The organism is Pseudomonas sp. P4_C4 (assembly GCF_056402055.1).
On record NZ_JBFUID010000086.1, the window covers coordinates 1 to 21,123 of the forward strand.

The 21,123-nt window shown below is 58.9% G+C and carries 18 protein-coding genes and 1 pseudogene; 12 read left to right on the forward strand and 7 right to left on the reverse strand.

Annotated features, from left to right (window positions below; translation table 11 throughout):
- Positions 1-319: calcium-binding protein (locus AC1DXW_RS28590; protein ID WP_477760761.1), on the forward strand; the 319-nt coding region annotated here is incomplete at its 5' end.
- 542 nt (positions 320-861) lie between these two features.
- Positions 862-1,740, forward strand: coding sequence for a hypothetical protein (locus AC1DXW_RS28595; protein ID WP_477760762.1), 879 nt, complete (start codon positions 862-864; stop codon positions 1,738-1,740).
- Between the two features lie 227 nt (positions 1,741-1,967).
- Here the strand turns inward: AC1DXW_RS28595 and AC1DXW_RS28600 are convergent, their stop codons facing one another.
- From AC1DXW_RS28600 to AC1DXW_RS28610, 3 genes are read right to left on the reverse strand one after another with little or no spacing between them, the layout of a single operon-like run.
- Positions 1,968-2,438, reverse strand: a complete 471-nt coding sequence (locus AC1DXW_RS28600; RefSeq protein WP_477760763.1) for an arsenate reductase ArsC — start codon at positions 2,436-2,438, stop codon at positions 1,968-1,970.
- Positions 2,439-2,467: 29 nt separating this feature from the next.
- A complete protein-coding gene (locus AC1DXW_RS28605; RefSeq protein ID WP_477760764.1) occupies positions 2,468-3,751 on the reverse strand; it encodes an arsenic transporter in 1,284 nt (427 codons plus the stop codon).
- A gap of 23 nt (positions 3,752-3,774) precedes the next feature.
- Positions 3,775-4,122 (reverse strand): metalloregulator ArsR/SmtB family transcription factor, encoded by a 348-nt coding sequence (locus tag AC1DXW_RS28610; protein ID WP_477756832.1) that lies wholly within the window; start codon positions 4,120-4,122, stop codon positions 3,775-3,777.
- Positions 4,123-4,283: 161 nt separating this feature from the next.
- On the opposite strand from AC1DXW_RS28610, the pseudogene AC1DXW_RS28615 reads away from it, so the two are divergent.
- The 4 genes and pseudogenes from AC1DXW_RS28615 to AC1DXW_RS28630 form a co-directional block, all read left to right on the forward strand.
- A pseudogene (locus tag AC1DXW_RS28615) lies at positions 4,284-4,781 on the forward strand (GNAT family N-acetyltransferase); the annotation flags it as partial.
- Positions 4,782-5,900: 1,119 nt separating this feature from the next.
- Complete coding sequence (blaOXA, locus tag AC1DXW_RS28620; protein ID WP_477760771.1) at positions 5,901-6,710, forward strand: class D beta-lactamase; 810 nt, start codon at positions 5,901-5,903, stop codon at positions 6,708-6,710.
- 75 nt (positions 6,711-6,785) lie between these two features.
- Positions 6,786-7,313, forward strand: a complete 528-nt coding sequence (locus AC1DXW_RS28625; RefSeq protein ID WP_477756392.1) for a RidA family protein — start codon at positions 6,786-6,788, stop codon at positions 7,311-7,313.
- Positions 7,314-7,338: 25 nt separating this feature from the next.
- A complete protein-coding gene (locus tag AC1DXW_RS28630) occupies positions 7,339-7,692 on the forward strand; it encodes an SDR family NAD(P)-dependent oxidoreductase (RefSeq protein WP_477756393.1) in 354 nt (117 codons plus the stop codon).
- Between the two features lie 167 nt (positions 7,693-7,859).
- On the opposite strand, the gene AC1DXW_RS28635 is transcribed toward AC1DXW_RS28630, so the two are convergent.
- The 4 genes from AC1DXW_RS28635 to AC1DXW_RS28650 all read right to left on the reverse strand — a co-directional run bounded on the left by AC1DXW_RS28635 (position 7,860) and on the right by AC1DXW_RS28650 (position 13,973).
- Positions 7,860-8,777, reverse strand: coding sequence for a DUF2950 domain-containing protein (locus tag AC1DXW_RS28635; protein ID WP_477756391.1), 918 nt, complete (start codon positions 8,775-8,777; stop codon positions 7,860-7,862).
- A gap of 26 nt (positions 8,778-8,803) precedes the next feature.
- A complete protein-coding gene (locus tag AC1DXW_RS28640) occupies positions 8,804-10,321 on the reverse strand; it encodes a DUF3300 domain-containing protein (RefSeq protein ID WP_477760765.1) in 1,518 nt (505 codons plus the stop codon).
- A 160-nt stretch (positions 10,322-10,481) separates the two neighbouring features.
- Entirely contained in the window at positions 10,482-11,759 is a 1,278-nt protein-coding gene (locus tag AC1DXW_RS28645) for a flavohemoglobin expression-modulating QEGLA motif protein (protein ID WP_477760766.1), read from the reverse strand.
- An 87-nt stretch (positions 11,760-11,846) separates the two neighbouring features.
- Positions 11,847-13,973, reverse strand: coding sequence for a TonB-dependent receptor family protein (locus AC1DXW_RS28650; RefSeq protein ID WP_477760767.1), 2,127 nt, complete (start codon positions 13,971-13,973; stop codon positions 11,847-11,849).
- A gap of 336 nt (positions 13,974-14,309) precedes the next feature.
- Between AC1DXW_RS28650 and AC1DXW_RS28655 the strand changes: the two genes are divergently transcribed.
- From AC1DXW_RS28655 to AC1DXW_RS28680, 6 genes are all read left to right on the forward strand, one after another.
- A complete protein-coding gene (locus tag AC1DXW_RS28655; RefSeq protein WP_477757051.1) occupies positions 14,310-14,882 on the forward strand; it encodes a hypothetical protein in 573 nt (190 codons plus the stop codon).
- 269 nt (positions 14,883-15,151) lie between these two features.
- A complete protein-coding gene (locus tag AC1DXW_RS28660; protein ID WP_477760768.1) occupies positions 15,152-15,652 on the forward strand; it encodes a hypothetical protein in 501 nt (166 codons plus the stop codon).
- Positions 15,653-15,782: 130 nt separating this feature from the next.
- Positions 15,783-16,625: a DUF6502 family protein gene (locus tag AC1DXW_RS28665; RefSeq protein ID WP_477760769.1), complete on the forward strand. Its 843-nt coding sequence runs from the start codon at positions 15,783-15,785 to the stop codon at positions 16,623-16,625.
- Positions 16,622-18,166, forward strand: coding sequence for a DUF5666 domain-containing protein (locus AC1DXW_RS28670; RefSeq protein ID WP_477756539.1), 1,545 nt, complete (start codon positions 16,622-16,624; stop codon positions 18,164-18,166). Before AC1DXW_RS28665 ends, AC1DXW_RS28670 begins: the two co-directional genes overlap by 4 nt.
- A gap of 102 nt (positions 18,167-18,268) precedes the next feature.
- A complete protein-coding gene (locus AC1DXW_RS28675; RefSeq protein ID WP_477756540.1) occupies positions 18,269-19,018 on the forward strand; it encodes a hypothetical protein in 750 nt (249 codons plus the stop codon).
- A gap of 302 nt (positions 19,019-19,320) precedes the next feature.
- Positions 19,321-20,421, forward strand: coding sequence for a hypothetical protein (locus AC1DXW_RS28680; protein ID WP_477760770.1), 1,101 nt, complete (start codon positions 19,321-19,323; stop codon positions 20,419-20,421).
- Positions 20,422-21,123: the final 702 nt, after the last annotated feature.

Genomic DNA, 21,123 nt, shown 5'->3' on the forward strand with positions numbered 1-21,123 from the left:
GGGGGGGGCGGGTAATGACGTCCTCGTCGGTGGCGCAGGTAACGACGTGATGAGTGGCGGCGTCGCCGGCAACGATATCTTCGCGTTTGCCCCAGGCTTCGGCAACGATACGATCCTGAACTTCGGAACCAACCCGGCCGCAGGGCAGGACTTGCTCGATATCACGGGGATGGGGGTCACCAGCGCGGTGTTCGCGACCAACGTGAGCATAACGGCAGACGGGGCGGACACGCTGGTCGGGATCGGAGCGGACTCCATCCGCCTTGTGGGTGTCAGCAGTGCGACCGTTGATCAGACGGACTTCATTCTGGTCACTTGAGGTACTGGTCAGTACTGTCGCAGGGAGCGTGGACCGCGGAGGGGAGGGCAATGGATGCCCTCCCTTTCTCTTTTCACTCGATTGTCCATTGGCTATCGGGGGGGGGGGCAGCAGCGTTTACCTTCTGCCGCAAAGGTTCGTCAACGCTCTGGAAGTATCAGGTGTTGGATCTAGAGCGCATGGGGATGGACTGCTGCAACGATATGAAAAGCCCGACCGAGCAGTCGTGCCGGTTTTAACCATTCGGGTCAGGTTGAAGTTTTTGCGCAATCCATACGTCAGTCCTGATGCTCTTTTGTTGAACTCGGGCTGAAAGCACTTCTCCAAAGAGAGTGTGGGAATATTTCCCACGAGACGATGCTAGCTGGCTCTGAGGGATCGTGCGGATACCGCAGTTGCTCGTTTTTGCTGCAGACTTATGGCCGTGCCGGTTGGCTGGCCGCTCCAATGGGCGGCCGGGAACTCACTGGACTTTGCGTTCGATACGGAGATGACGACGCAACTCCAAGCGGAGGTGCATCATGCTGCTCAAGAAATGCTTGTTGGCTCTTGCAATTGGCGGGGTCCTGTCGGCATCGACGGTCCTGGTACCCGATTACATCGGTAGTTTCTCCAGCGTGTATGCCAAAGATGGCGGCAGCGGTGGAGGCGGTGGTGGTCACGGCGGTGGCGGCGGTGGCTCCGGCAGTGGAGGTTCCGGAGGTGGTGGTCACGGTGGTGATGGCGCAGGTGGTCACGGTGGCAACGGCCACGGAGAGGGTGGCGATCATGGTGCTGCAGGCCATGGCGCTGACGGTCATGGCGGCCCGGGGCGCGGCGACGCTGACCATGGTGGTATGGCCGGGAACAGAGGCCCAGGCAATGCGCGTGACAACGACGATGACCATGGTGGCATGGTCGGGAACAGAGGCCCGGGCAAAGCGCATGCCAACGACGATGACAACGATGCGGATAACGCCGCAGATGCAGCCAGGGAGGCCGCAGAAGACGCCGGGGACGCTGCGAGGGAGGCCGCAGAAGATGCCAGGGACGCAGCCAGAAACGACGCAGATGTAGCCCGGGACGCTGCAAGGGCTGATGCAGATGCAGCCCGGGATGCTGCAAAAGCTGCCGCAGATGCGGCCAGAGACGCCGCCAGGGCTGATGCGGATGCAGCGCGGGACGCTGCAAAAGCTGCTGGCGTACCGGACGCAGATGCAGCCCGGGACGCCGCCAGGGCCGCGGCAGATGCAGCCCGGGACGCCGCCAAGGCCGACGCAGATGCAGCCAGAGATGCCGCCAAGGCCGACGCAGATGCAGCCAGGAACGCTGCCAAAGTAGAGGCGAACGCAGCCAGAGAGGCTGCCAAAGTTGAGGCGAACGAAGCCAGAAAGGATGTGGCCGACGCCCCGGATTTCGACGCGGTTGAGGTGGAGAACTAAACCTGCACGTTCGGCAATGAACATGGCAGGCATACAGTAGAAAACGTCCCGGGAGCTTGAGGGACGTATTGGCAAAGAGTCGCAAGCCCTGAAGCGTCGTGGGGTTTGCGACTTTTTTTCGAAATCGTGTCGCGCGGTCAGAAACTGGCAGCAGTGTCAGTTGAATGAGTCTGGCTTGGTCTTGAGCGACCAATACCCGACCCGGTAGCAGATGACGAGGGCTCCGGTTACAGCGTGCCGATGCGGTCGAGTTCGCGCTTCAGCGCATCGCGGTCAAGTTGTGCAAACGGCAGGTCCAGAAATGCCCGGCAGCGTGTTTCGATGCGCGCCAGGGTAGAGTGGAACGCCGCCGATACCGTTGCTTCATCGCCCGTTATGTCCGATGGGTCTTCCAGGCCCCAATGGGCTTTCAATGCCGGTCCGAAGTACACGGGGCACGCCTCACCGGCAGCCTTGTCGCAGACTGTAATGACGATGTCTGGCGGGTTGGCTTCGAATGCGTCATTGCCTTTGCTGCTCAAGCCGTCGATGGCAATGCCGGCCTCTTGCAAGGTGCTCAGGCTGCGGGGCAGCACCTGTCCCTTGGGGAAGCTGCCGGCACTGATCGCCTGAAAGCCTTGCGGGGCGAGATGGTTGAACATGGCTTCGGACAGGATGCTGCGGCAGCTGTTGGCGGTACACATAAACAGAACACGCATGGTGATTCCTCTTTGCAGTCGCCCAGGGGCTAAACGCTCAGGCGCAAGGCCAGGGCAGACAAGGTGATGAGCAGAATCGGCAGCGTCAGAACCACGCCGACCCTGAAGTAGTAACCCCAGGTAATGCGGATACCCTTGCGCTCCAGAACATGCAGCCAGAGCAGCGTGGCCAGACTGCCGATGGGGGTGATCTTGGGGCCCAGATCAGAGCCGATGACATTGGCGTAGATCATGGCTTCACGGACCACGCCGGTGGCGTCACTGGCTTGAATCGACAGTGCGCCCACCAACACCGTAGGCATGTTGTTCATCCCAGATGACAGCAAAGCCGTGAGCAGACCGGTGCCCAATGCTGCGCCCCAGATGCCGAATTCGGCCATGTGGTTCAGCGCCATTGTCATGTAGGTGGTCAGCCCGGCATTTTTCAGCCCGTACACCACCAGGTACATGCCCAGCGAAAAGATCACCACCTGCCAGGGCGCTTCACGCAGCACCCGTCGCGTTGAAATCACATGCCCACGCGCAGCCACAGCGAACAGCATCGCGGCACAGACCGCTGCGATTGCACTGACTGGAATGCCCAAGGGTTCCAGCGCAAACAACCCGATCAACAACAGACCCAGAACCATCCAGCCGACGCGGAAGGTCAGGGGATCACGCACGGCGCGTCGCGGATCCAGCACGTCATCGAGAGAGTAGTGCCGGGGAATGTCACGCCGGAAAAACCGGTACAGCACCACGAGCGTGGTTGCCACGGCAACGACATTGACCGGCACCATGATGGCGGCGTATTCGCTGAAACCCAGGTCGAAGTAGTCGGCCGAAACGATGTTGACGAGGTTGGACACCACCAGGGGCAAGCTCGCCGTGTCGGCAATGAAACCGGCCGCCATGACGAACGCCAGGGTAGACGCTGGCGAAAAACGCAATGCGAACAGTATTGAAACGACGATGGGGGTCAGAATCAGGGCTGCACCGTCGTTGGCAAACAGAGCGGATACGCCGGCCCCCAGCAGTATCGTGAATACGAACAGGCGACGCCCGTCACCCTTGGCCCAGCGCGCCACATGCAAGGCGGCCCACTGGAAGAAGCCTGCCTCATCGAGCAACAGACTGATGATGATGAGCGAGATGAACGTCGCGGTGGCGTTCCAGACAATGCTCCACACCAGTGGAATATCGTCCAGCGTCACGACGCCTGCAAGCAGGGCCAGAATGGCACCCAGGGAGGCGCTCCAGCCGACGCCCAGCCCCTTGGGTTGCCAGATGACCAGGACCATGGTGAGCAGGAAAATGCTAAATGCAGTGAACATGCAGAGTCTCGATGAATGAAGGGTCAGCAGCAGGCGGAAGTGTTCAGCGGACGGTCGCCCATCGCGGCAAGGCGAGTGCTGTTTTGCGCAAGCCAGTCGGCGTTTGCCCGCAACGTCGCCTCGAGAACGTCGCGAACCCACGCGGGCAAATCGGGGTTAAGCCGGTAATACACCCATTGCCCTTGGCGGCGGTCGAGAAGCAGGCCACACCCGCGCAGCTGTGCAAGGTGGCGGGAAATTTTAGGCTGGCTGTCGTCGAGGGCGCAGACCAGCTCACAAACACATAACTCGCCTTCACGAGTGATGAGCAAGGTGGCCCGGACGCGGGTTTCGTCGGACAGGCATTTGAATACAGCGGCAGGGTTGAGCATTGGCGTGGCTCGATACATATGGTTATATGAATATACGTTTATCCATATGCTTCGTACAAGCCGCTCGGATTCGAGAGGGGGGGATTGCTCAGCCCGGCAAGGTTGCTCAGGTATGAGATAAACTTGGGCCCTTTCGGCACAAGACTCAGGAGAGGTGATGAATGGAATCGTTTAGCGTTCGTGAGCTGAAAAAGACTGACGCTCAAGCGTTGCTGGCATTCGAAGTCCATAACCGTGAATGGTTCGAATCCCATATTGATGCGCGCGACCCTGCTTTTTACTCGTTGCAGGGTGTCGCCGATCATATCGAAAGCTATTTGTCCGATTTTGCCAATGGCGCCTGGCACCCGTTTGTCATCGAGGATTCCAGTCAGAGAATCGTGGGGCGAGCCAATCTGAAAAGCATCGACTCATCGACGGGTTCTGCGCAAGTCGGCTATCGGATTGATCAGCGCGCGTGCGGGCAGGGGCTGGCCACGCTGGCGCTGAGGCATCTGATACAGGAAGCAAAGACGCGCTGGGGGCTTACGCAACTGGTTGCCTTTGCCTACAAGGAAAACGTGGGCTCGAGAAAAGTCCTTGATCGTTGCGGATTCCAACTGGAACAACCCTCCTGTAACGAAAATACGGGCAACGAAGACCGATTCGTCCTGTTGATCCAGATTAGATCCCTCAGCGATTCAGAGCGTCGGCAGCAGGTTGGTGACACCCCGGTCACTCCTGCTGCGCTTGACCCCATTTGTCATTTTTGTCCGTAAGGTCAATCCTTGATTTAGGTAGCATTTGTCAATGCAACGCTTTCTGAGCAGACGATTGTCTGGAAACCTTTGAACGACGATTTTGAGTAAGCCAGCTTTTACCATAATAGAACCGTCGACGCTGAGATATGCAGCTTCTTTGCCGCTTCCAGTATCGTATATCCCCTATTTTTTCTCGCTGTAGCTGCTCAGCGGTACTGGCCTGTATTAATACTTTTTCTCTTAAGTAAAAATTCGAAGGGAGGTCATCGATTCCTGGGTCAGTGACTGGTGAAATGCCAAATGCTGCAAGCGTTTTAACTATCGATGTGCGGCTGCAGCTGCAGCCCAATCATTTTTTAGCTTCGGTTACACTCACGTATTTATTTTTGATTTTTTTCGAGCACTATTATTGTCAGTGAGGTACTCGCATCCTTTGCATTTTCGCCGCATATAGGTAAGTAACCGCGCCTTTATCAAGTGGCGTACCAGGCTCTCACATATACCGGGAAACTCTGCTACCACGTGGGTGGGTACCAATTTTCTGGGGGGCGGAGTGTATCGGGCTAAAGGGGGGTGAACGGCGGGCAGATGCTGTTTTACCTCGCTGTTGGCCAACGCGAATAACCCATTCGATGATCGAACGACTAGTTTGGGTATTTATAAGATGACGACGAAGGGCACGGTCCTCGAATTCAAGCTGAGGTGTCTTCAATCGTTTGAGGGTTTTGCGAATTTGTTGAGTTGAAATCCGGGATTGGGCGGATAGACGCTGAATCGACATGAGATTCTCAGAGAGTTATTTCACGTCTCTTGGTTCAAAAAAAGACCTTGCGACCCCACCCCTTGGTGGGTGTCAATAGGCGCTCCTTGACTGCGGTTTTTCTCACGGCAACTGTTTGCGCACCTCAACTCCGTGCGCGCGAGACGTATCTTGATACAAACTTCCCGTTGCGCTAGTGCAATAACCAATGTTTTTGTATTTAAAGAATCTATGGAGTGGAGTGAAGAGTGGTGTGTATAAAAAAATCTTCAAAATTTTTGTTGTTGGCTGCTTGTCTTGCGACTTTTTCAAGCGGGGTGTTGGCGGGTGCTAAAGGTAGTGTTGTTGAGGAGAAGGGCTGGAAAAGTGTCTTTGATAAATTCAACACTAATGGCACCATTATTGTCAAAGATGAACGGGGCAATCAAAGTAAAACATTCATCTACAACAAGGAGCGCTCGATAGAGCGTTTTACACCCGCTTCAACTTTTAAAATACCTCATACGCTATTCGCTCTTGATTCTGGCGTTGTTCATGATGAGTTTCAGGTCTTTAAATGGGGCGGAGAGAAACACGAAATTCTTTCCCATAATGCAGACCAAAATTTAAGATCTGCGATGAGGCACTCCGCCTTGTGGGTGTATCGTGGGTTTGCAAAAGAAATCGGCAAGGACAAAGCAACAAGTTACTTGCAAAGTATAAGCTACGGAAATCAAGATGCAAGCGTAAAAAAGCGTGATTACTGGGTTGACGGTGGGCTGGAAGTTTCAGCGCAGGAGCAGATCGATTTTCTTGAAAAGCTTTATAGGAATGAACTGCCTTTCAAGGTTGAACACCAACTTTTGACAAAAGACATCATGGTGATTGAAGCAGGGCGTGAATGGATTATTCGCGCTAAAACCGGGCTTGGGAGCCAAGTAGGTTGGTGGGTCGGCTGGATAGAATGGCCAACAGGCCCGGTTTTCTTTGCTTTGAATATCGACACGCCTAATAGAATGGCCGATGCTCCCAAAAGAGAAGAAATTGGCAGGATGCTATTGAAGGCGGTTGGGGCATTACCTTCCGCTCAAGCGGTTGTCACTCAATAACTGATTTTTTCGTAAGCGATGACAGGGATGTCATCTTATATAAAATCACACTGAACTGATGATGGAGGTTGTTTTATGCCGAAATTACTGGGTAAAAGGCCACTGGCTATTTTGTGTCTCATGTCTTTTTTCACCGTGAACGCTGCACAAGCTGCGCAGGAGGGGGTTGTTCGTCACCGCGTCGCTAACTCAACTATTCCTGTCGCCGCTGCCGTTGAAGTACCTGGTTCCTTTTCAACGATATACCTGTCGGGGAAGCTTCCTCCGGTGCAAGATCCTCGCCAGAGTATCACTAGCCCGCTCGCTTATGGTGGGGACACAAAAGGGCAGACGATTGCAGTTTTTAAAGCGATAGAGAAAAGTCTGAACGATATTGGGCTGGGACTGGGCGATGTGGTCAAACTACAAGTGTTTTTGGTGGGTGACCCGGCCAAGAATAACAAAATGGATATGGAGGGCTTCATGGAAGGTTATGCGCAGTTTTTCGGAACAAAAAATCAGCCCAATGTACCCGCTCGCTCCGTCCTGAAAATTGCTGGGTTACCCAATGACGCGTGGCGAGTAGAGATCGAAGCGGTGGCTTTGCGCCAAAAGACCTTGTAAATAGCGAAACATATAAGCCTTGAGTGTGAAAAAGTGCGTATTGGTCATTGGAGGGAGTCGCGGAATAGGTTTTGCGGTGGCACAATATTTTGCATCTCGTGGCATGGGCTTGATATTACTATCCAGAGATCTTGAAAGTCTAAAGCTCGCACGCTCAAGAATAGTTTCGGGCTACCCGGAAACTCTCGTAAAGACTCATGCAGTCGACATGAAGGATCCTGAGGCAATAGATAAAGAAATGGTGAAACTCCTCAGTGAGAATCCTTCTGTCGACATATTGGTTAACTCCGCGAGAGTGTTGGTGGTTGGTCAGGCTTCATCCATGCAAGCAATAAATGTTGTTTCAATGATTTTAGCGCGGGAAACGGCGCATCTATAGTTTTATGGTGTTTGGGGAACTCAGTTGTAGTTTGTGGCGACGGGAGGCGATGCGAGACGATGTCTGTCAGCTATAGTTTGTCTTGTGTCTGATGTGTGATTGCTTAGATTGGAATGTTATTTTTCATTTTGCTGATTTGCGGCGCAGCTCCGCCTTTCAGGCGGATTTTATCCGCCGCCCGTTGTAAATGTGACAAATGGCGCTTGATCTTCAGCCACCTCTTTCCAGCTGTCATCCGGATCAAAACGCTTCATCGATTTCGCCAGTTTTTCACCACTTGGCCCCAGGTCTTTCTCGAACACCTGTCCTTCATGACTGATCATGAAACTCATCACGCCGGTGTCATCGTATTTCGCCGGCCAGGCGATCAGGGCAAAGCCCCGGCTCATCTTGTCACCGATGAGGTAGCTGTAGGTGCCACCCGGCGCCGAAGGGCCCTGGCCATCAAGGATGCGGAAGCGGTAACCATGCCACTCTTCGTCGGCAATGGCTTTGCCGAATGAAGGCCCCAGCGGGCTGATCTGGCCGCTGTCGTCTTCCGCCCAGTAGAGTCCATCGTGCTTGCCGGGGGTGCTGAAGATTTTCTGCGCGTACTCGAGTGCGCCATCACCGTCTCGATCGACTGACGCATAGTCCATCTGGGCGTCGTGATAGGCCAGCACCGATTGCACCGCGGCCAGTTCGTTGCGGCCGATTTGACGGGCACGGATCTCGGCACTGCCGGCCTTCAGGTCGAAGCGCCAACCGTTCGCGTCTTTTGTCATGGGGATGGGCAGTGTCCAGTTCTTGCTGCCGACCGCCAGGACTGCCTTGCGCTCGCTGGAGTTTTCTATGTGATGTTGCTCGCGGTATTGCTGCAAAAACGCATCCACATCTTCGCGCTGCACGCCTTCACGCGGGATGTAACTGTGCCAGTCACTGCCCAGCAGCTCCGTCAGGCGTGCCTGGTCGGAGTGTTCCGTGCCCAGTGCTTCGACAAAGGCTTCCGCGGCCTTTTCTGGCGTTGGAAAGGCCTGCTGCGCCGTCGCCATGTACGACCACAACAAGCCGGCAGCTATCGCAAGGACATGAGGGAGCAAGCCCATGAGTCCCTTCACTCGAGGTTGGTTTTTCAACGACGACCCCCCCTTTGACGCGCTGGTGGATTGGACGGCCGACTGACCTGGTGACCGGCCGATCGCGCGGCACTTGGGCGTTGGGCGGATGCCTGGCTGGCCCGGCCACGATTGGCCTGGACATTGGCCTGGGACGGTGAGCGTGCGCCGGCGAAGGCGTTGTTGCGGGCACTGCCGGTACTGACGGCCGGCCGTTGATTCGCCGTTTGACGCGTCTGCGCCTGGCCCTCTCTGCGCTGATTCAGCTGAGCGCTCTGGTCCCTGGGTTGCTGATTGACTTGAGAGGCCTGTTTGCGGAGTTGCTGATTCTCCCGGGTGTTTCTGGCCGGGCCCTGGCCTCTGTCAGCCGCCTTTGGCCTGTCTGCACCGGCCTGTAGCCGATCTCCGCCCACGGTTGCGGACTGGAGTTGGCGCGTTTGATCACGGGCTTCGCGGTTGCTGGTGGCAGGTCGTTCGATACCGTGCTTGTCCATTGAGGTGCGGGCATTTTCACGGGCCTGGGCGCGTTGGGCATTGTCCCCGCGATAGGCCTCACGCTGACTGGCGCCGTTCAGTTGCCGACCGTACTGTGAGCGGCTCGCACTGTCTCGATAGGGCACGCCATTGCGGTGCACCGGGTTGTGTTGCCATTTGTTGTTGGTGATCCGGTTGTTGCCGTTGATGTTGTTGTAACGATTGACGTCGATGTCGACGTCGTTATTGCCCCAGTCACATTCACCCCACAACGATCCTACGATCGCCACACCAGCGCCAAACGCGAGTCCGGCCATCAGGGCCTGACCAGGGTAATAGGCCGGTGGCGGTGGATAGTACGCAGGCGGCGACGCCGGGTAGGGCCAGGTGCCGTAGGTGGTTGTCGGGTTATACGTGGGGACGTACACCACCTGCGGATCGGCAGGCTGAATGATGATGGTGGAGTTGCTGGCCGGGGCCGATTCAGGGGCCGGTGCCGCAGTCGTGGTCGCCGGTGCTGGCGCCGCGACATTCTGGATCGTCACGTTCTGATATTGGTTGCTCTGCAGATTGCCGGCTGCCTGTGCCTGGCGACGCAAGCGTTGCGCGCTTTCCATGACATCGTCGGGCTGCGCCAGGAAGGCATCACCCAGGCGTTGGACCCAGACGGGATCCTGTCCCAGCGTTGCCAGAACCTGCGGGAAGGCGACCAATGCCTGCACGCTCGGATCCCAGGGCTGGTTCGCCACCTGTTTGACCGCATCGTCACCCTTGGCGTCCGGGTGCGCTTTGGACCAGATGACCGCCTCGCCGACTTCCCCGGGGTAGGTGGTGGCCATCAGTACCTGTGCAAACAGTGGGTCCGGGTAAAGCGCAATGGGCGCCAGCATCTGATCCAGCTGTTCCTGGGTAAACACGGGATCTTTGGCAGGCGCGGTGACGGGCACTGTATCGGTAGCGGGTGCCGGTGCGGCGGCGGTCGCATCTGCAGTCTGTGCCAGGCAGGAAGACCCACTCAAAAACAGTACGGCTGACAACGCGTAAAAAAATGGAATGCGCATTGCACCCCCTATGTGGTCAGGCAGGCTTGAAATGAGTGAGTCGATGCAGCAGAGGTGAAAGCTGACTTTGCAAGCCACAGAGTCCAGCTTCGTTGCCGCTTCCTAAGGGTAGCAGTTCATTTCAAGAATCAAGGTTGCCTTTAAAACGGTGTCACCCTGGTCACTGGGCGCTGGCATCGCTTTCGTGTTCTTCGGCGAATGCCATGAACACCTCCAGGTCCAGCACGTCCAGCTTGATCTGGGCGATGAACGCCGAGAAAGCCAGATTGGCCGCCAGTAGACGCAGGTCAGAGGCCCAGGCCGGAAGATAGACCGGGCCCTTGAGCCAGCCGGACTCGAACAGTGGCGCCAGGCGCACGGTGTCAGCCAGGCTGAGGCGCCCGGCAAACAAATGCCCCACCAGTTCCGGCCGGTTATCGCGGATTGCAATGCGCAGCAGGGTGTGGACGCCGAGCAATCCGGTCAGGTAAGCGGCATCCTTGGTGAACGCCGAACCGCCCCGCAGGTTGGCGCCGCGAAACACCCGTTGGGTGGAGCGGAAGGACTCCTCCTGCGACTGCCCGGCCGCCAGAAAACCTTCGAACACCTGGATGAAGTCGGCACCCTCCAGCGCCTGCTGGACGGCGAGCACGCGCAGGGCCAGACGACGCAAACGATTGATGTCCATGCTGCCGGTGAACAGTTCGGCCAGGGTGGCAATGCCTTCCTGGGTCTGGGTCGTGCGGGGCGCCCCCAGGCCCAGGCTTATGAGGTTGGGCTGTCGCGCGCCGTTTTGTGCCGTGGCGACATGCACGAAGGCCTCGTGTTGCAACAGCTGGTTCTTGTCCAGCTCCGAGAACAGCGCGCTGGCCCGCAGGCGAATGCGGCTCGATCCGGCGATGGCCTTGGCGGCCAGGTTCGGATCGAGCACGACTGTGATCTGTCCGACGCCGAAGAAACGGTCCAGTTCCGGTTGTATCCAGGCGGCGAATGCCTTGGCCGGAATCTCGGCCGGGCTCGGTAGAATTCGCGCACCGCCCAGCAGGGCGTCAGTGGTCTTGAGAAAGAAGCGGGCCGCGTCGAGCATGCTCAGTTGCAGGCGCGAGTAATAGAAATCCGGGCGCCGGTACAGCGCTGACGAATATTGCGTAAAGGCGGGAGTGCCAATGGCCCCCAGCATGTGCCCGGCGGTGGCATAGCTGCGGGCGGTCATGGCGAGGAAGTTCCCGGCCGGATGCCCCACATCGCAGCGGCTGATAAAGGATTCAAGGGCGGCGATGTCAGCGCTGTGGTCGCGGGGCTGCAGCTCGACATCGGGTAACTCCGCACGCCCGCTGCGCCATTTCGCCAGGAAGTCTTCCTCGACCCCATCCGGCCAGGACAGGGCATCCAGCACGCGGATCTTGCGGGTCAGACCGGGCAGGGTGGCATCGAGTTCGGACAGGGCGGCGGCGCTCATGGATAGCTCCTTGAGGGACGAAATGACGTTACTAAAGCTTAGTCGTCGCGCGCGGTTACGTGCGTTTGCGAAGACAGGTACGCGGCCTCAGAGCAGGCTCCACGACACCCCGACGTACATCGCCATCCCCTCGCCGGGCGTGGAGCGTGCCGCGTCCAGCCCTTTGTCGTCGTAGCCCGGTGTGACCGTGGCGGCATAGTGCTTGTCGGTCAGGTTGCGCAGGTCCAGCCAGGTTTGCCAGTCGCCCTTGGGCGCGTTGTAGCCCAGCGTCGCACCGAAGATTGCGTAAGGATCGGCGTAGTAGCTGTTGGCATAATCGACCGCCACCTTGGATGCCCATTGCGTGTTGAACGCGGCAAAAAAGCCTTGCGGCCAGTCGTAGCGCAGTTCGCCCTGGTAATAGTGCATCGGCAGGCCCGGCAGGCGGTTGTCACCGAAGTGGTCATCGTCGCGGTAGTGGAAGTCACTGAAGGTGTAGCTCTGGCGCAGGCTCAATTGGCCGCCATCGTCCGGCGACCAAAGAGGGCTCAGCAGGCTGGCTTCCACGCCCTGGTGCACGGTGGGGCTGGCGTTGAGTTCGTAGGGGGTGGTGGCGTTGGCATCCGGTAACACCGACAGCAGTTCATGGCGCACTTGGGCGTAGTACCAGGCCAGGCTCCACTGCCCCAACGTGCTGTCACCGCGGCCGCCGATTTCCAGGGTGGTGGCGGTCTGGTTTTGCAGCTTGACCGGATCACGCTGGGCGCCTGTGGCGGGGCCACTGCCTGCCGGGAATCGAATGCTGGAGCTATAGATCAGCGACCACGGGTGCGGTGCCTCGACCGAGCGACTGAGATTGCCGAACAGTTGCAGGTCAGGTGTCAGTTGATAACGCAGGCCCACGCGCGGGGCATAGTCCCAGTCGTGCAGGCTGGTCTTGCCACCACTTTGCGGGTAGGTGACATCGCTTTCACGGCGGGTGTAGATGGCAGCGAGGCCGGTGGTCAGCCACAGGTCGTCGGCGATTTCCAGGTCATTGCCCACATGCAGGACGGTGTCCGAGCCCTGGTAGGTGAAGTTGCGAATCAGCGTGCCCGGTGCGTAACCGGCGGTGTTGCCGGTGGGGATGCGCACGAACTCGCTGGCACCTGAGTTGGGCAGGTGTCTGGTCACTCGCAGGCCCAGCGTGCTTTGGCTTTGCAGGCCCCACAGCGTGTCGCGACGCTTGTAGTCGAACGTGCCGCTGACGTCCGTGTACGCCACCTGCAGGCGGTTGGGACCCTCACGCAAATCCATCGGGTAGTCGTGGTAGACAAGACCGGTCTGGATGCTCGAATCGTCATCGATGTACCAGGTGGTCTTGTTGCCGATAAAGGTGCTGCCCGGCTCATCGCGGCGGTCGTCCCGCACCACGTAGGCAGGGTTGGCCGCCCGTGGGTCATGCTCGATGGAGTGCTTGGTCACGCGCCCCGCGAGGTCGTTGTCGGTCTGGCGGTGGCGCAGGTAGAAGCGTGTTTCCAGGTTGGGGTTGAAGCGATAACCGAAGTTGGCGATGACACCCTGGCTCTCACTGGCCGTGTGGTCCTGGTAGCCGTCGGCGTTGGCATCGGTCATGGCCAGGTAGTAATCGAAGTCGCCGAGCACTTGCCCGGAACTGACCTGGCGCTGGAGGTAGCCGTGGCTGCCCGTTGCGTAGCGCACCTGCAGCAGCGGCGAGTCGTAGCCAGTGTGGCTGACGTAATCGATGGCCCCGCCCAACGCCAGGGCGCCCCGGTCGAACCCGTTGGCGCCGCGCAGCACTTCCACATGGTCGAGCCACAGCGGTTCCAGCAATTCATAGGGCGTGCCGCCGGGGCCGGTCAGCGGCAGACCGTCGAGCATGGTGTACAGCCCCGAGGCATGGGCGCCGGGTGCACGGTTGATGCCTGATCCGCGGATCGAGATCTTCACCCCTTCGTTGCCCGCCGACTGGGCGTAGATCCCCGGCTGGTAAGCCAGCACATCCTGATTGCTGGCCACGCGGCCCTGCAACGGGCGACGCATGTCGACCACATTGGTGCCGCCGGGCACTTGGGCCAGCCGCGCCATGGCGTCCTCGATCCCCTGGTCTTCGTCGCTCTGGTCCTCAGCCCCGATCAGCACTTGCCCCAGCTCCAGGCTCTGGGCCTCGGCCATGGCCGGACAAACAAGGGCCAGGCCCAGCAGCGCAGCGGGCAAGTATTCAGGCGGGGGCATGGGGGAAACTCCAGATGTACAGGAACGGGCAAAGAACAGTGCGACGCAAGAAAGAACGAAGGGAGCACATGGCAATCTTGCTTTTTGCACGCCAAGGGCAGGGCGGCCGCGATGCAGCGCTACAACGGTTTACAGCATTCCGACGATGAGGGGGGATGCGGCATTCATCCGCCACAGGAATGACTGTTTCCAAATACGACGAAAGTTGTATGGAGGTCGGTTTCGGCACATGTTATTAGGCGCTTGTCTTGAAAACGCAACTGCTAATTTGTATCATTCGTTTTCAATTTAGCGAAGCAGGGAACGCAGCGCCCAAACAATAATAAGGTCAAGGCAATGCTCAAAATGCTTCTCGTATACGGTCATCTGCTCGCTACGTGTATTGCCCTGGGGAGGGTGTTGCAGGCGGATCACAAGCTTTGGAGCTGGCGCAAGGAAATACTGGACCAGGCGCGGCTCGAGTACCTTGATGAAACCCGGAAGATCGTCAGCCTCGCACTGCTGGGCCTTTGGGCAAGCGGATTGTTGCTGGTGCTCCAGGGTTACCTCAATGAAGGCGACGCGTATCTGCTCAATCAGAAACTCTGGGCCAAGGTGACTGTCGTCGCGCTGCTTAGTCTGAACGGTGCATTGTTGCATCGAGTTGGTTTCCCGCTGCTGCAAAAGGCTCCATTCGTCGCACTGCGCAGTGCAGGGCGCACGCGGCTTGCCTTGTTGGGTGCGCTTTCCATGAGCGGTTGGCTATTCGCCGCATTCCTGGGGGTGGCTCGAGCCTGGAATCACGTGTTGCCTTATCTGCATGTGATGGGCGCATTCGCCGCATTCTCGTTACTGGCTTGTTGCGTGGCACTTGCAGTCGCCGGTAGGGCGGGCAGTGTCGGTGCGCAAAAATCCTCGGTACCGGGGTAGCTATCGACGAAGCACGCCAAAATCCAAGCCCATGTCACCCCCGCATGGGCAACCCCCCCATCCCCATCCGTGTCCCCAGCCGTCGGTCGGCTTTCTCCTGCGCCGGTTGACCCGGAGCCAGAAAGGTCTAGTTTCATTGTGTGGGAAAAAATCCCACGCAATAAATTCAGGAGAAACTGTAAGTCAGACGGATTGCTCCAATGCCGCTCCCGGATTGCAACGCGTATTGCGTTGACACTGCTCGCGGTAAATCACCAGGAGAATGCACGATGAACACTTACCTGCTTTTCAAGAGAGGATTACTGGCACTGGCAATTGGTGGCGTCCTTTCGGCTTCCATGGTTTTGGTACCGGATTCCGTCTCCCATGACTCGAGTGCCTACGCCAAGGATGGTGGTGGTGGTGGTGGTGGTGGTGGTGGTGGTGGTGGTGGTGGTGGCAACGGTGGTGGCGGTGGCGGTGGCGGTCATGGTGGCAATAGTGGCCACGGCGGCAACAGTGGGAGTGGTGGCAACAGTGGTCACAGCGGCAGCGACCATGGGAATTCAGGCCATGCCGGTTCTGGAGCCTCGAACTCCGGTCGCGGTGGTACCCATGCAGAAGCCGGTGACGACCACGGCAACCACGCTCGCGGTGAAGCCGGTGACGACCACGGCAACCACGCTCGCGGTGAGCCTGGTGATGACCGCGGTGTCCATGTCGGCGGTGAGCCTGGTGACGACCGCGGTGCCCATGTCGGCGGTGAACCCGACGACGACAGCCGGATCTGAAGCGTTTTGCGGCCTCGTGCAAAACCCTGGGGACCGGTTTTGCACGAGGCGCGAAAAAAATACGCGCGTGCGTTCATGGGATTATTTCCCACGTAGCTATACTGGGGTTATCTATCCAGGAATTCGCTGAATGCAATCGTCGACGCTGCCCACCTCGCTCCTCAAAGCCTTGCGACATGTCATGCGGCCGCTGGTACGCCTGATGCTGCGCAAAGGCGTCACCTACCTGGTGTTTGTCGACCTGCTCAAGGAGGTTTTCGTCGAAGTGGCGGACCGTGAGTTCCGTCTGGGCGACAAGGCACCGACCGACAGCCGCATCAGCCTGCTCACCGGCGTGCATCGCAAGGATGTACGACGCTTGCGCAATACCAGCGACCCGGCTGCTTCCACGCTTCCGGAAAACATCACGTTCGGAGCGCAACTGATCAACGCCTGGGCCAACGCGCCCTTCTGCAACGACGCCGGTAAGCCACTGCCACTGCCTCGATTGGCCCGTGTCGGCGGCGACCGCTCCTTTGACGCCCTGGTGGCGAAGATCAGCACGGATATCAGGGCGCGGGTGGTGCTGGACGAGTGGCTGCGTCTGGGGGTCGTGCGCCTTGACGAAAAAGATCTCGTGCACCTCGAAGCCCAGGCTTTCGTGCCACAAAAGGGCTTCGATGAGAAAACCGCTTACCTGGGGCATAACCTGCACGATCATGCCTGCGCTGCGGTACACAACCTGAGCAGCGAAGGTCCGGCCTTTTTTGAACGCAGCGTGCACTATGACGCACTGGCCCCGATGAGCGTCGAGGCGTTGCGCGAGGCCGTTGCCAGCGAGGGAATGCAGGCCCTGTTGAGTTTCAACCGACTCGCCGCCGAACTGGAGTTCCGGGACCTGCCCAGCCTTGAACCACGCCAGCGCATCACGGTCGGATTGTACTTCTACACTGAAGCTTCCGATCCCGATTCACCAACGGCCCCTAAGCCATGACCGTCAATTTGCGCCTGATTCGTGCAATCGCCCTCACTCTGGGCCTCGGGCTTCCGATTGTGCTGCAAGCCGCCCCAGCCTGTGTCAGCCAGAATGACGCGGGCACCAGCGCAGTGCCAGTCATCCAGGCTCCGGGCGGTACCGGCGGCACGGGCGCAGCGCCTGGCGGCATGGGCGGTACCGGCATCGACACCGACAACGGCGGGATCGGCGGTACCGGTGCACCGCTGAAAAAACGCCCTGGCGGCATTGGCGGTACCGGTGCCATTGCAGGCGGCGTGGGTGGCACGGGCATCAGCAATGATAACGGAGGGATCGGTGGCACCGGCATTGTCGGCACCATCACCGGGTTCGCCTCGATCTGCGTCAATGGCGTGGAAGTGCACTTCAACAACAACGTCCCTGTCAGCGAGAACGGCCTTGCCACCACCAGTACCCACCTGGCAGTCGGCCAAGTGGTTGCCGTGGAAGCGTTCAACTCCCGGCGAGGTCTGGAGGCCGGGCGCATTTCTATCCTGCACGCCTACGAAGGCCCCTTGACAGCCCTGCCGCGCGCATCCATGCCCATGCGCGTCATGGGGCAACCGGTACGCCTGGCCAGCGGTGCTCAAGTCGCTCCCGGTCTGCGCCTGGGTGATCCCGTACGGGTCAGCGGGCTGCGCGATGCTCGTGGCGAAGTGGTGGCCAGCCGCATCGACCGGGCGCCCGGCCTCAAGGAAGCCAGTGCCATCGGCTCGGTGGATCGCAGCGGCTATCTCCAGGGGCTCAAACTCAGCAATCATTCAGGCGCGGCGCAGGAAATGCTGGTGCGCGGCCAGTGGTCCGGCCGCGAGCTGGACGTGACCCAAAGCCGCCCCGACCCGAGCCTGCCTTTCATTGGCCGGGCACACAATGCAGTGATCGAGGGCCTGGTACAGGGCCGGCAGGACCGCCATCTGGTGGTTGGAGGCTTTAATGTGACGCTGGCGCACGACACCGTGTTTGTCGGTGTGCAGCCTTCAGAAATGGCGCTGGACCGACGCGTGCGGGTCAGCGGCGTGTTTACCGGTGCGCGGGACGTGCAGGCAACACGTATCGAATTGCCCCGCGAGCGCTCCGATTCGCCAGCCAGCAACCAACACGGGCGACTCCGGGGCAGCGAGCAAAAAACGGACGACTCAAGTGGCTCGGGCAATTCGGGCGGCTCCAACAGCTCCGGGAACTCGGGCAGTGACAGGAGCGGCCGCTCCGGGAGCGAGGGCGGCGTCGGCGAAGATACTCGCCACGGGGGCAATGACAGTCATGGCGGCGGCGACCAGAGGGAAAGCGTGGACAGGTCCGGCAAGTCAGAGCGTGTCGAGAAGGTCGAGCAACCCGACAAAGTCGATAGAGTCGAGAAGGTAGAGCAAGTCGAAAAAATCGAACGCCCAGAGAAGGGCGAGAAAGTAGAGCGACCAGAAAAAGTCGAGAAGGTGGAGAAAGTCGAAAAGGTCGAGAAAGTCGAGAAAGTCGAGAAGGTTGAACCGGTTGAAAAAGTCGATCACTCCGGCAGGTCGGGTTAAACAGTGCTGTCATGATGCACTATCGTCATAAGTAACTAGGCTTGGTAAGTCACGCAACAAAGCATGCGTGTGAACTTCGATGACGCAAGACACGAGGTGAACATGGACCCCAAGCGCATCCTGCTCGTCGGTTGGCTTGCCAGCCTGGCCTTGCCGGCCCTGGCCGATACCTTCTCGACCTCGATCGGAACCGACTACTCTCGGGGCGACTATGGCACCGGTACAACTTCTGAAACCTGGTACGTCCCACTGGTGGGCAAATACCAGACCGGCCCCATGACCTACAAGCTCACCGTGCCCTGGCTGCGCATCACCAATCCTTCGGTCGGCCCTGATGGCGAGCCGTTGCCCGGTGGTTGCGGCAAAGTGGAAAGCGGTTTGGGTGACACTGTCGCCGGTGCCGACTATGCGGTGATTGACGGCAGCGTTGGCGGGCTGTTCGTGGACCTGATCGGCAAGGTCAAGTTGCCCACAGCCGACGAAGACAAGTGCCTGGGCACGGGCAAAACCGACTACTCCGCCCAGGTCGACGTCGCCAAAGCCTTCGGCCCTGTGACCGGGTTCGCCACTCTGGGCTGGAAAAAATTCGGCGACCCGTCGGGCTCCGACTTCGACAACCCGATATTCGCCGGCCTGGGCTTCGCCATGCCCGTGTTCGCGCGCACTGCGGCGGGCGTGTCCTACGATTGGCGGCAAAAGGTCGTTTCCACGGGCGACCAGATCAAGGAGCTCACCCTGTTCCTCACGCACAAGCTCAATCAGAACTGGAAGTTTCAGTTGTATGCCGTCAAGGGTTTTTCCGACGCCAGCCCGGATGGCGAGGCTGGACTGTTGTTCAGTCACACCTACTGATACCCACCTGTTTCCCTGCACTGATGCGTTTCACTGCCTCGGCCCAGGCCAGCGCGCGCTTTAGTCCTGATGTTCGGTCGTTGACACTCAGGCTGACAGCACTAATCTATTAGGTGTGGGAATATTTCCCACGCAACGATGCCGGCTGGCTCTGAGGGATCGTGCGGATACCGCAGTTGCTCTTGATTGCTGCAGATTTATGGCCGTGCCGGTTGGCTGGCCGCTCCAATGGGCGGCCGGGAACTCACTGGACATTGCGTTCGATACGGAGATGACGACGCAACTCCAAGCGGAGGTGCATCATGCTGCTCAAGAAATGTTTGTTGGCTCTGGCAATTGGCGGGGTCCTGTCGGCATCGACTGTCCTGGTGCCTGATTACATCAGTAGTTTCTCCACCGTGCATGCCAAAGATGGCGGTAGCGGCGGAGGCGGCGGCGGTGGTCACGGTGGCGGCGGAGGCGGTGGTGGTCACGGTGGCGGCAGTGGAGGCGGCGGCAGCGGAGGCTCTGGAGGCTCCGGAGGTGGTGGTGGTCACGGTGGCGGCGGTGGTTCCGGCAGTGGAGGCTCCGGAGGCGGTGGCCACGGTGGTGATGGCGGAGGCGGTCACGGTGGCAACGACCACGGAGAGGGTGGCGATCATGGTGCTGCAGGCCATGGCGCTGACGGTCATGGCGGCCCGGGGCGCGGCGACGCTGACCATGGTGGTATGGCCGGGAACAGAGGCCCAGGCAATGCGCGTGACAACGACGATGACCATGGTGGCATGGCCGGGAATAGAGGCCCAGGCAATGCGCGTGACAACGACGATGACCATGGTGGCATGGTCGGGAACAGAGGCCCGGGCAAAGCGCATGCCAACGACGATGCCAACGACGATGCCAACGACGATGACAACGATGCGGATAACGCCGCAGATGCAGCCAGGGAAGCCGCAGAAGACGCCGGTGACGCTGCCAGGGAAGCCGCAGACGAAGCCGCAGACGAAGCCAGAAACGACGCGGATGAGGCCAGGGACGCTGCCAGAAACGATGCGGACGCAGCCAGGGATGCTGCCAGAGCCAAGGCGGATGCAGCCCGGGATGCTGCCAAAGCTGCAGCAGATGCAGCCAGAGACGCTGCGAGAGCTGCTGGCGTACCGGGCGCAGATGCAGCCAGGGATGCCGCCAAGGCAGAAGCAGATGCAGCCAGAGATGCTGCCAGGGCTGCCGCAGATGCGGCCAGGAACGCTGCCAAAGTAGAGGCGAACGCTGCCAAAGTCGAGGCGAGAGAAGCCAGAGAGGCTGCCAAGGTCGAGGCGAAAGAAGCCAGAGAGGCTGCCAAAGTCGAGGCGAAAGAAGCCAGAGAGGATGCGGCCGACGCCCCTGATGCCCCGGATGTCGACGTGGTTGAGGTAGAGAACTAAGCCCGCCCGTTCCGCAATGAACATGGCAGGCATATCCGAAGAAAACGCCCCGGGAGCTTGAGGGACGTATCGGCTATGAGTCGCAAACCCTGAATAGTCGCGGGGTTTGCGACTTCTTTTTGAAATCTGCCGCACGGTCCGAAATGCCGACGAGTATGTTGGCAGGGGCGGATCGAGCAGGACGGGTGTGGCGCTGTCATTGAATGTGGTGGCCTGGAACAGTGCTATCGCTGGGAGAGGGTGATGGGTGGCGTCCACGAAATAACAGGGGGAGGCTTCAGTGACGACGTGGTCCGGGCTCTCTGCTGCCCCGATGCCTTATATAGACGCTGGAGGTTTTCATGGTGGCAACCCCGGGCGCTTTGGTAAGGAAGAAGAATTTTCAGATGGGGGTTGACCACGTATTTTAATACTGTACTATTCGCCTCCCGCTAACGAGCAGCTTGATATTGTTCTTGGCTTAAGTAGTTGATTTTGTTGAAAAATCAGAAACTTTTAAGGTTGCAAATTGAAAAGATGCGCTGTAAGATGCGCACCTCGGTTGAGACGAAGGCTCTTAACCAACCGCTCTTTAACAACTGAATCAAGCAATTCGTGTGGGTGCTTGTGGAATCAGACTGCTAGTCAACAGATTATCAGCATCACAAGTTACTCCGCGAGAAATCAAAGATGTAACCAACGATTGCTGAGCCAGGTTTAGGG

What these genes read in the sequence shown, in the direction of transcription:
- AC1DXW_RS28655 (WP_477757051.1), top strand. Translation starts at nt 14,310, where the DNA reads ATGCTCAAAATGCTTCTCGTATACGGTCATCTGCTCGCTACGTGTATT.
- AC1DXW_RS28660 (WP_477760768.1), top strand. Translation starts at nt 15,152, where the DNA reads ATGAACACTTACCTGCTTTTCAAGAGAGGATTACTGGCACTGGCAATT.
- AC1DXW_RS28610 (WP_477756832.1), bottom strand. Translation starts at nt 4,122, where the DNA reads ATGCTCAACCCTGCCGCTGTATTCAAATGCCTGTCCGACGAAACCCGC.
- AC1DXW_RS28600 (WP_477760763.1), bottom strand. Translation starts at nt 2,438, where the DNA reads ATGCGTGTTCTGTTTATGTGTACCGCCAACAGCTGCCGCAGCATCCTG.
- AC1DXW_RS28645 (WP_477760766.1), bottom strand. Translation starts at nt 11,759, where the DNA reads ATGAGCGCCGCCGCCCTGTCCGAACTCGATGCCACCCTGCCCGGTCTG.
- AC1DXW_RS28675 (WP_477756540.1), top strand. Translation starts at nt 18,269, where the DNA reads ATGGACCCCAAGCGCATCCTGCTCGTCGGTTGGCTTGCCAGCCTGGCC.
- AC1DXW_RS28640 (WP_477760765.1), bottom strand. Translation starts at nt 10,321, where the DNA reads ATGCGCATTCCATTTTTTTACGCGTTGTCAGCCGTACTGTTTTTGAGT.
- AC1DXW_RS28650 (WP_477760767.1), bottom strand. Translation starts at nt 13,973, where the DNA reads ATGCCCCCGCCTGAATACTTGCCCGCTGCGCTGCTGGGCCTGGCCCTT.
- AC1DXW_RS28635 (WP_477756391.1), bottom strand. Translation starts at nt 8,777, where the DNA reads ATGGGCTTGCTCCCTCATGTCCTTGCGATAGCTGCCGGCTTGTTGTGG.
- AC1DXW_RS28665 (WP_477760769.1), top strand. Translation starts at nt 15,783, where the DNA reads ATGCAATCGTCGACGCTGCCCACCTCGCTCCTCAAAGCCTTGCGACAT.
- AC1DXW_RS28625 (WP_477756392.1), top strand. Translation starts at nt 6,786, where the DNA reads ATGCCGAAATTACTGGGTAAAAGGCCACTGGCTATTTTGTGTCTCATG.
- AC1DXW_RS28605 (WP_477760764.1), bottom strand. Translation starts at nt 3,751, where the DNA reads ATGTTCACTGCATTTAGCATTTTCCTGCTCACCATGGTCCTGGTCATC.
- AC1DXW_RS28680 (WP_477760770.1), top strand. Translation starts at nt 19,321, where the DNA reads ATGCTGCTCAAGAAATGTTTGTTGGCTCTGGCAATTGGCGGGGTCCTG.
- AC1DXW_RS28670 (WP_477756539.1), top strand. Translation starts at nt 16,622, where the DNA reads ATGACCGTCAATTTGCGCCTGATTCGTGCAATCGCCCTCACTCTGGGC.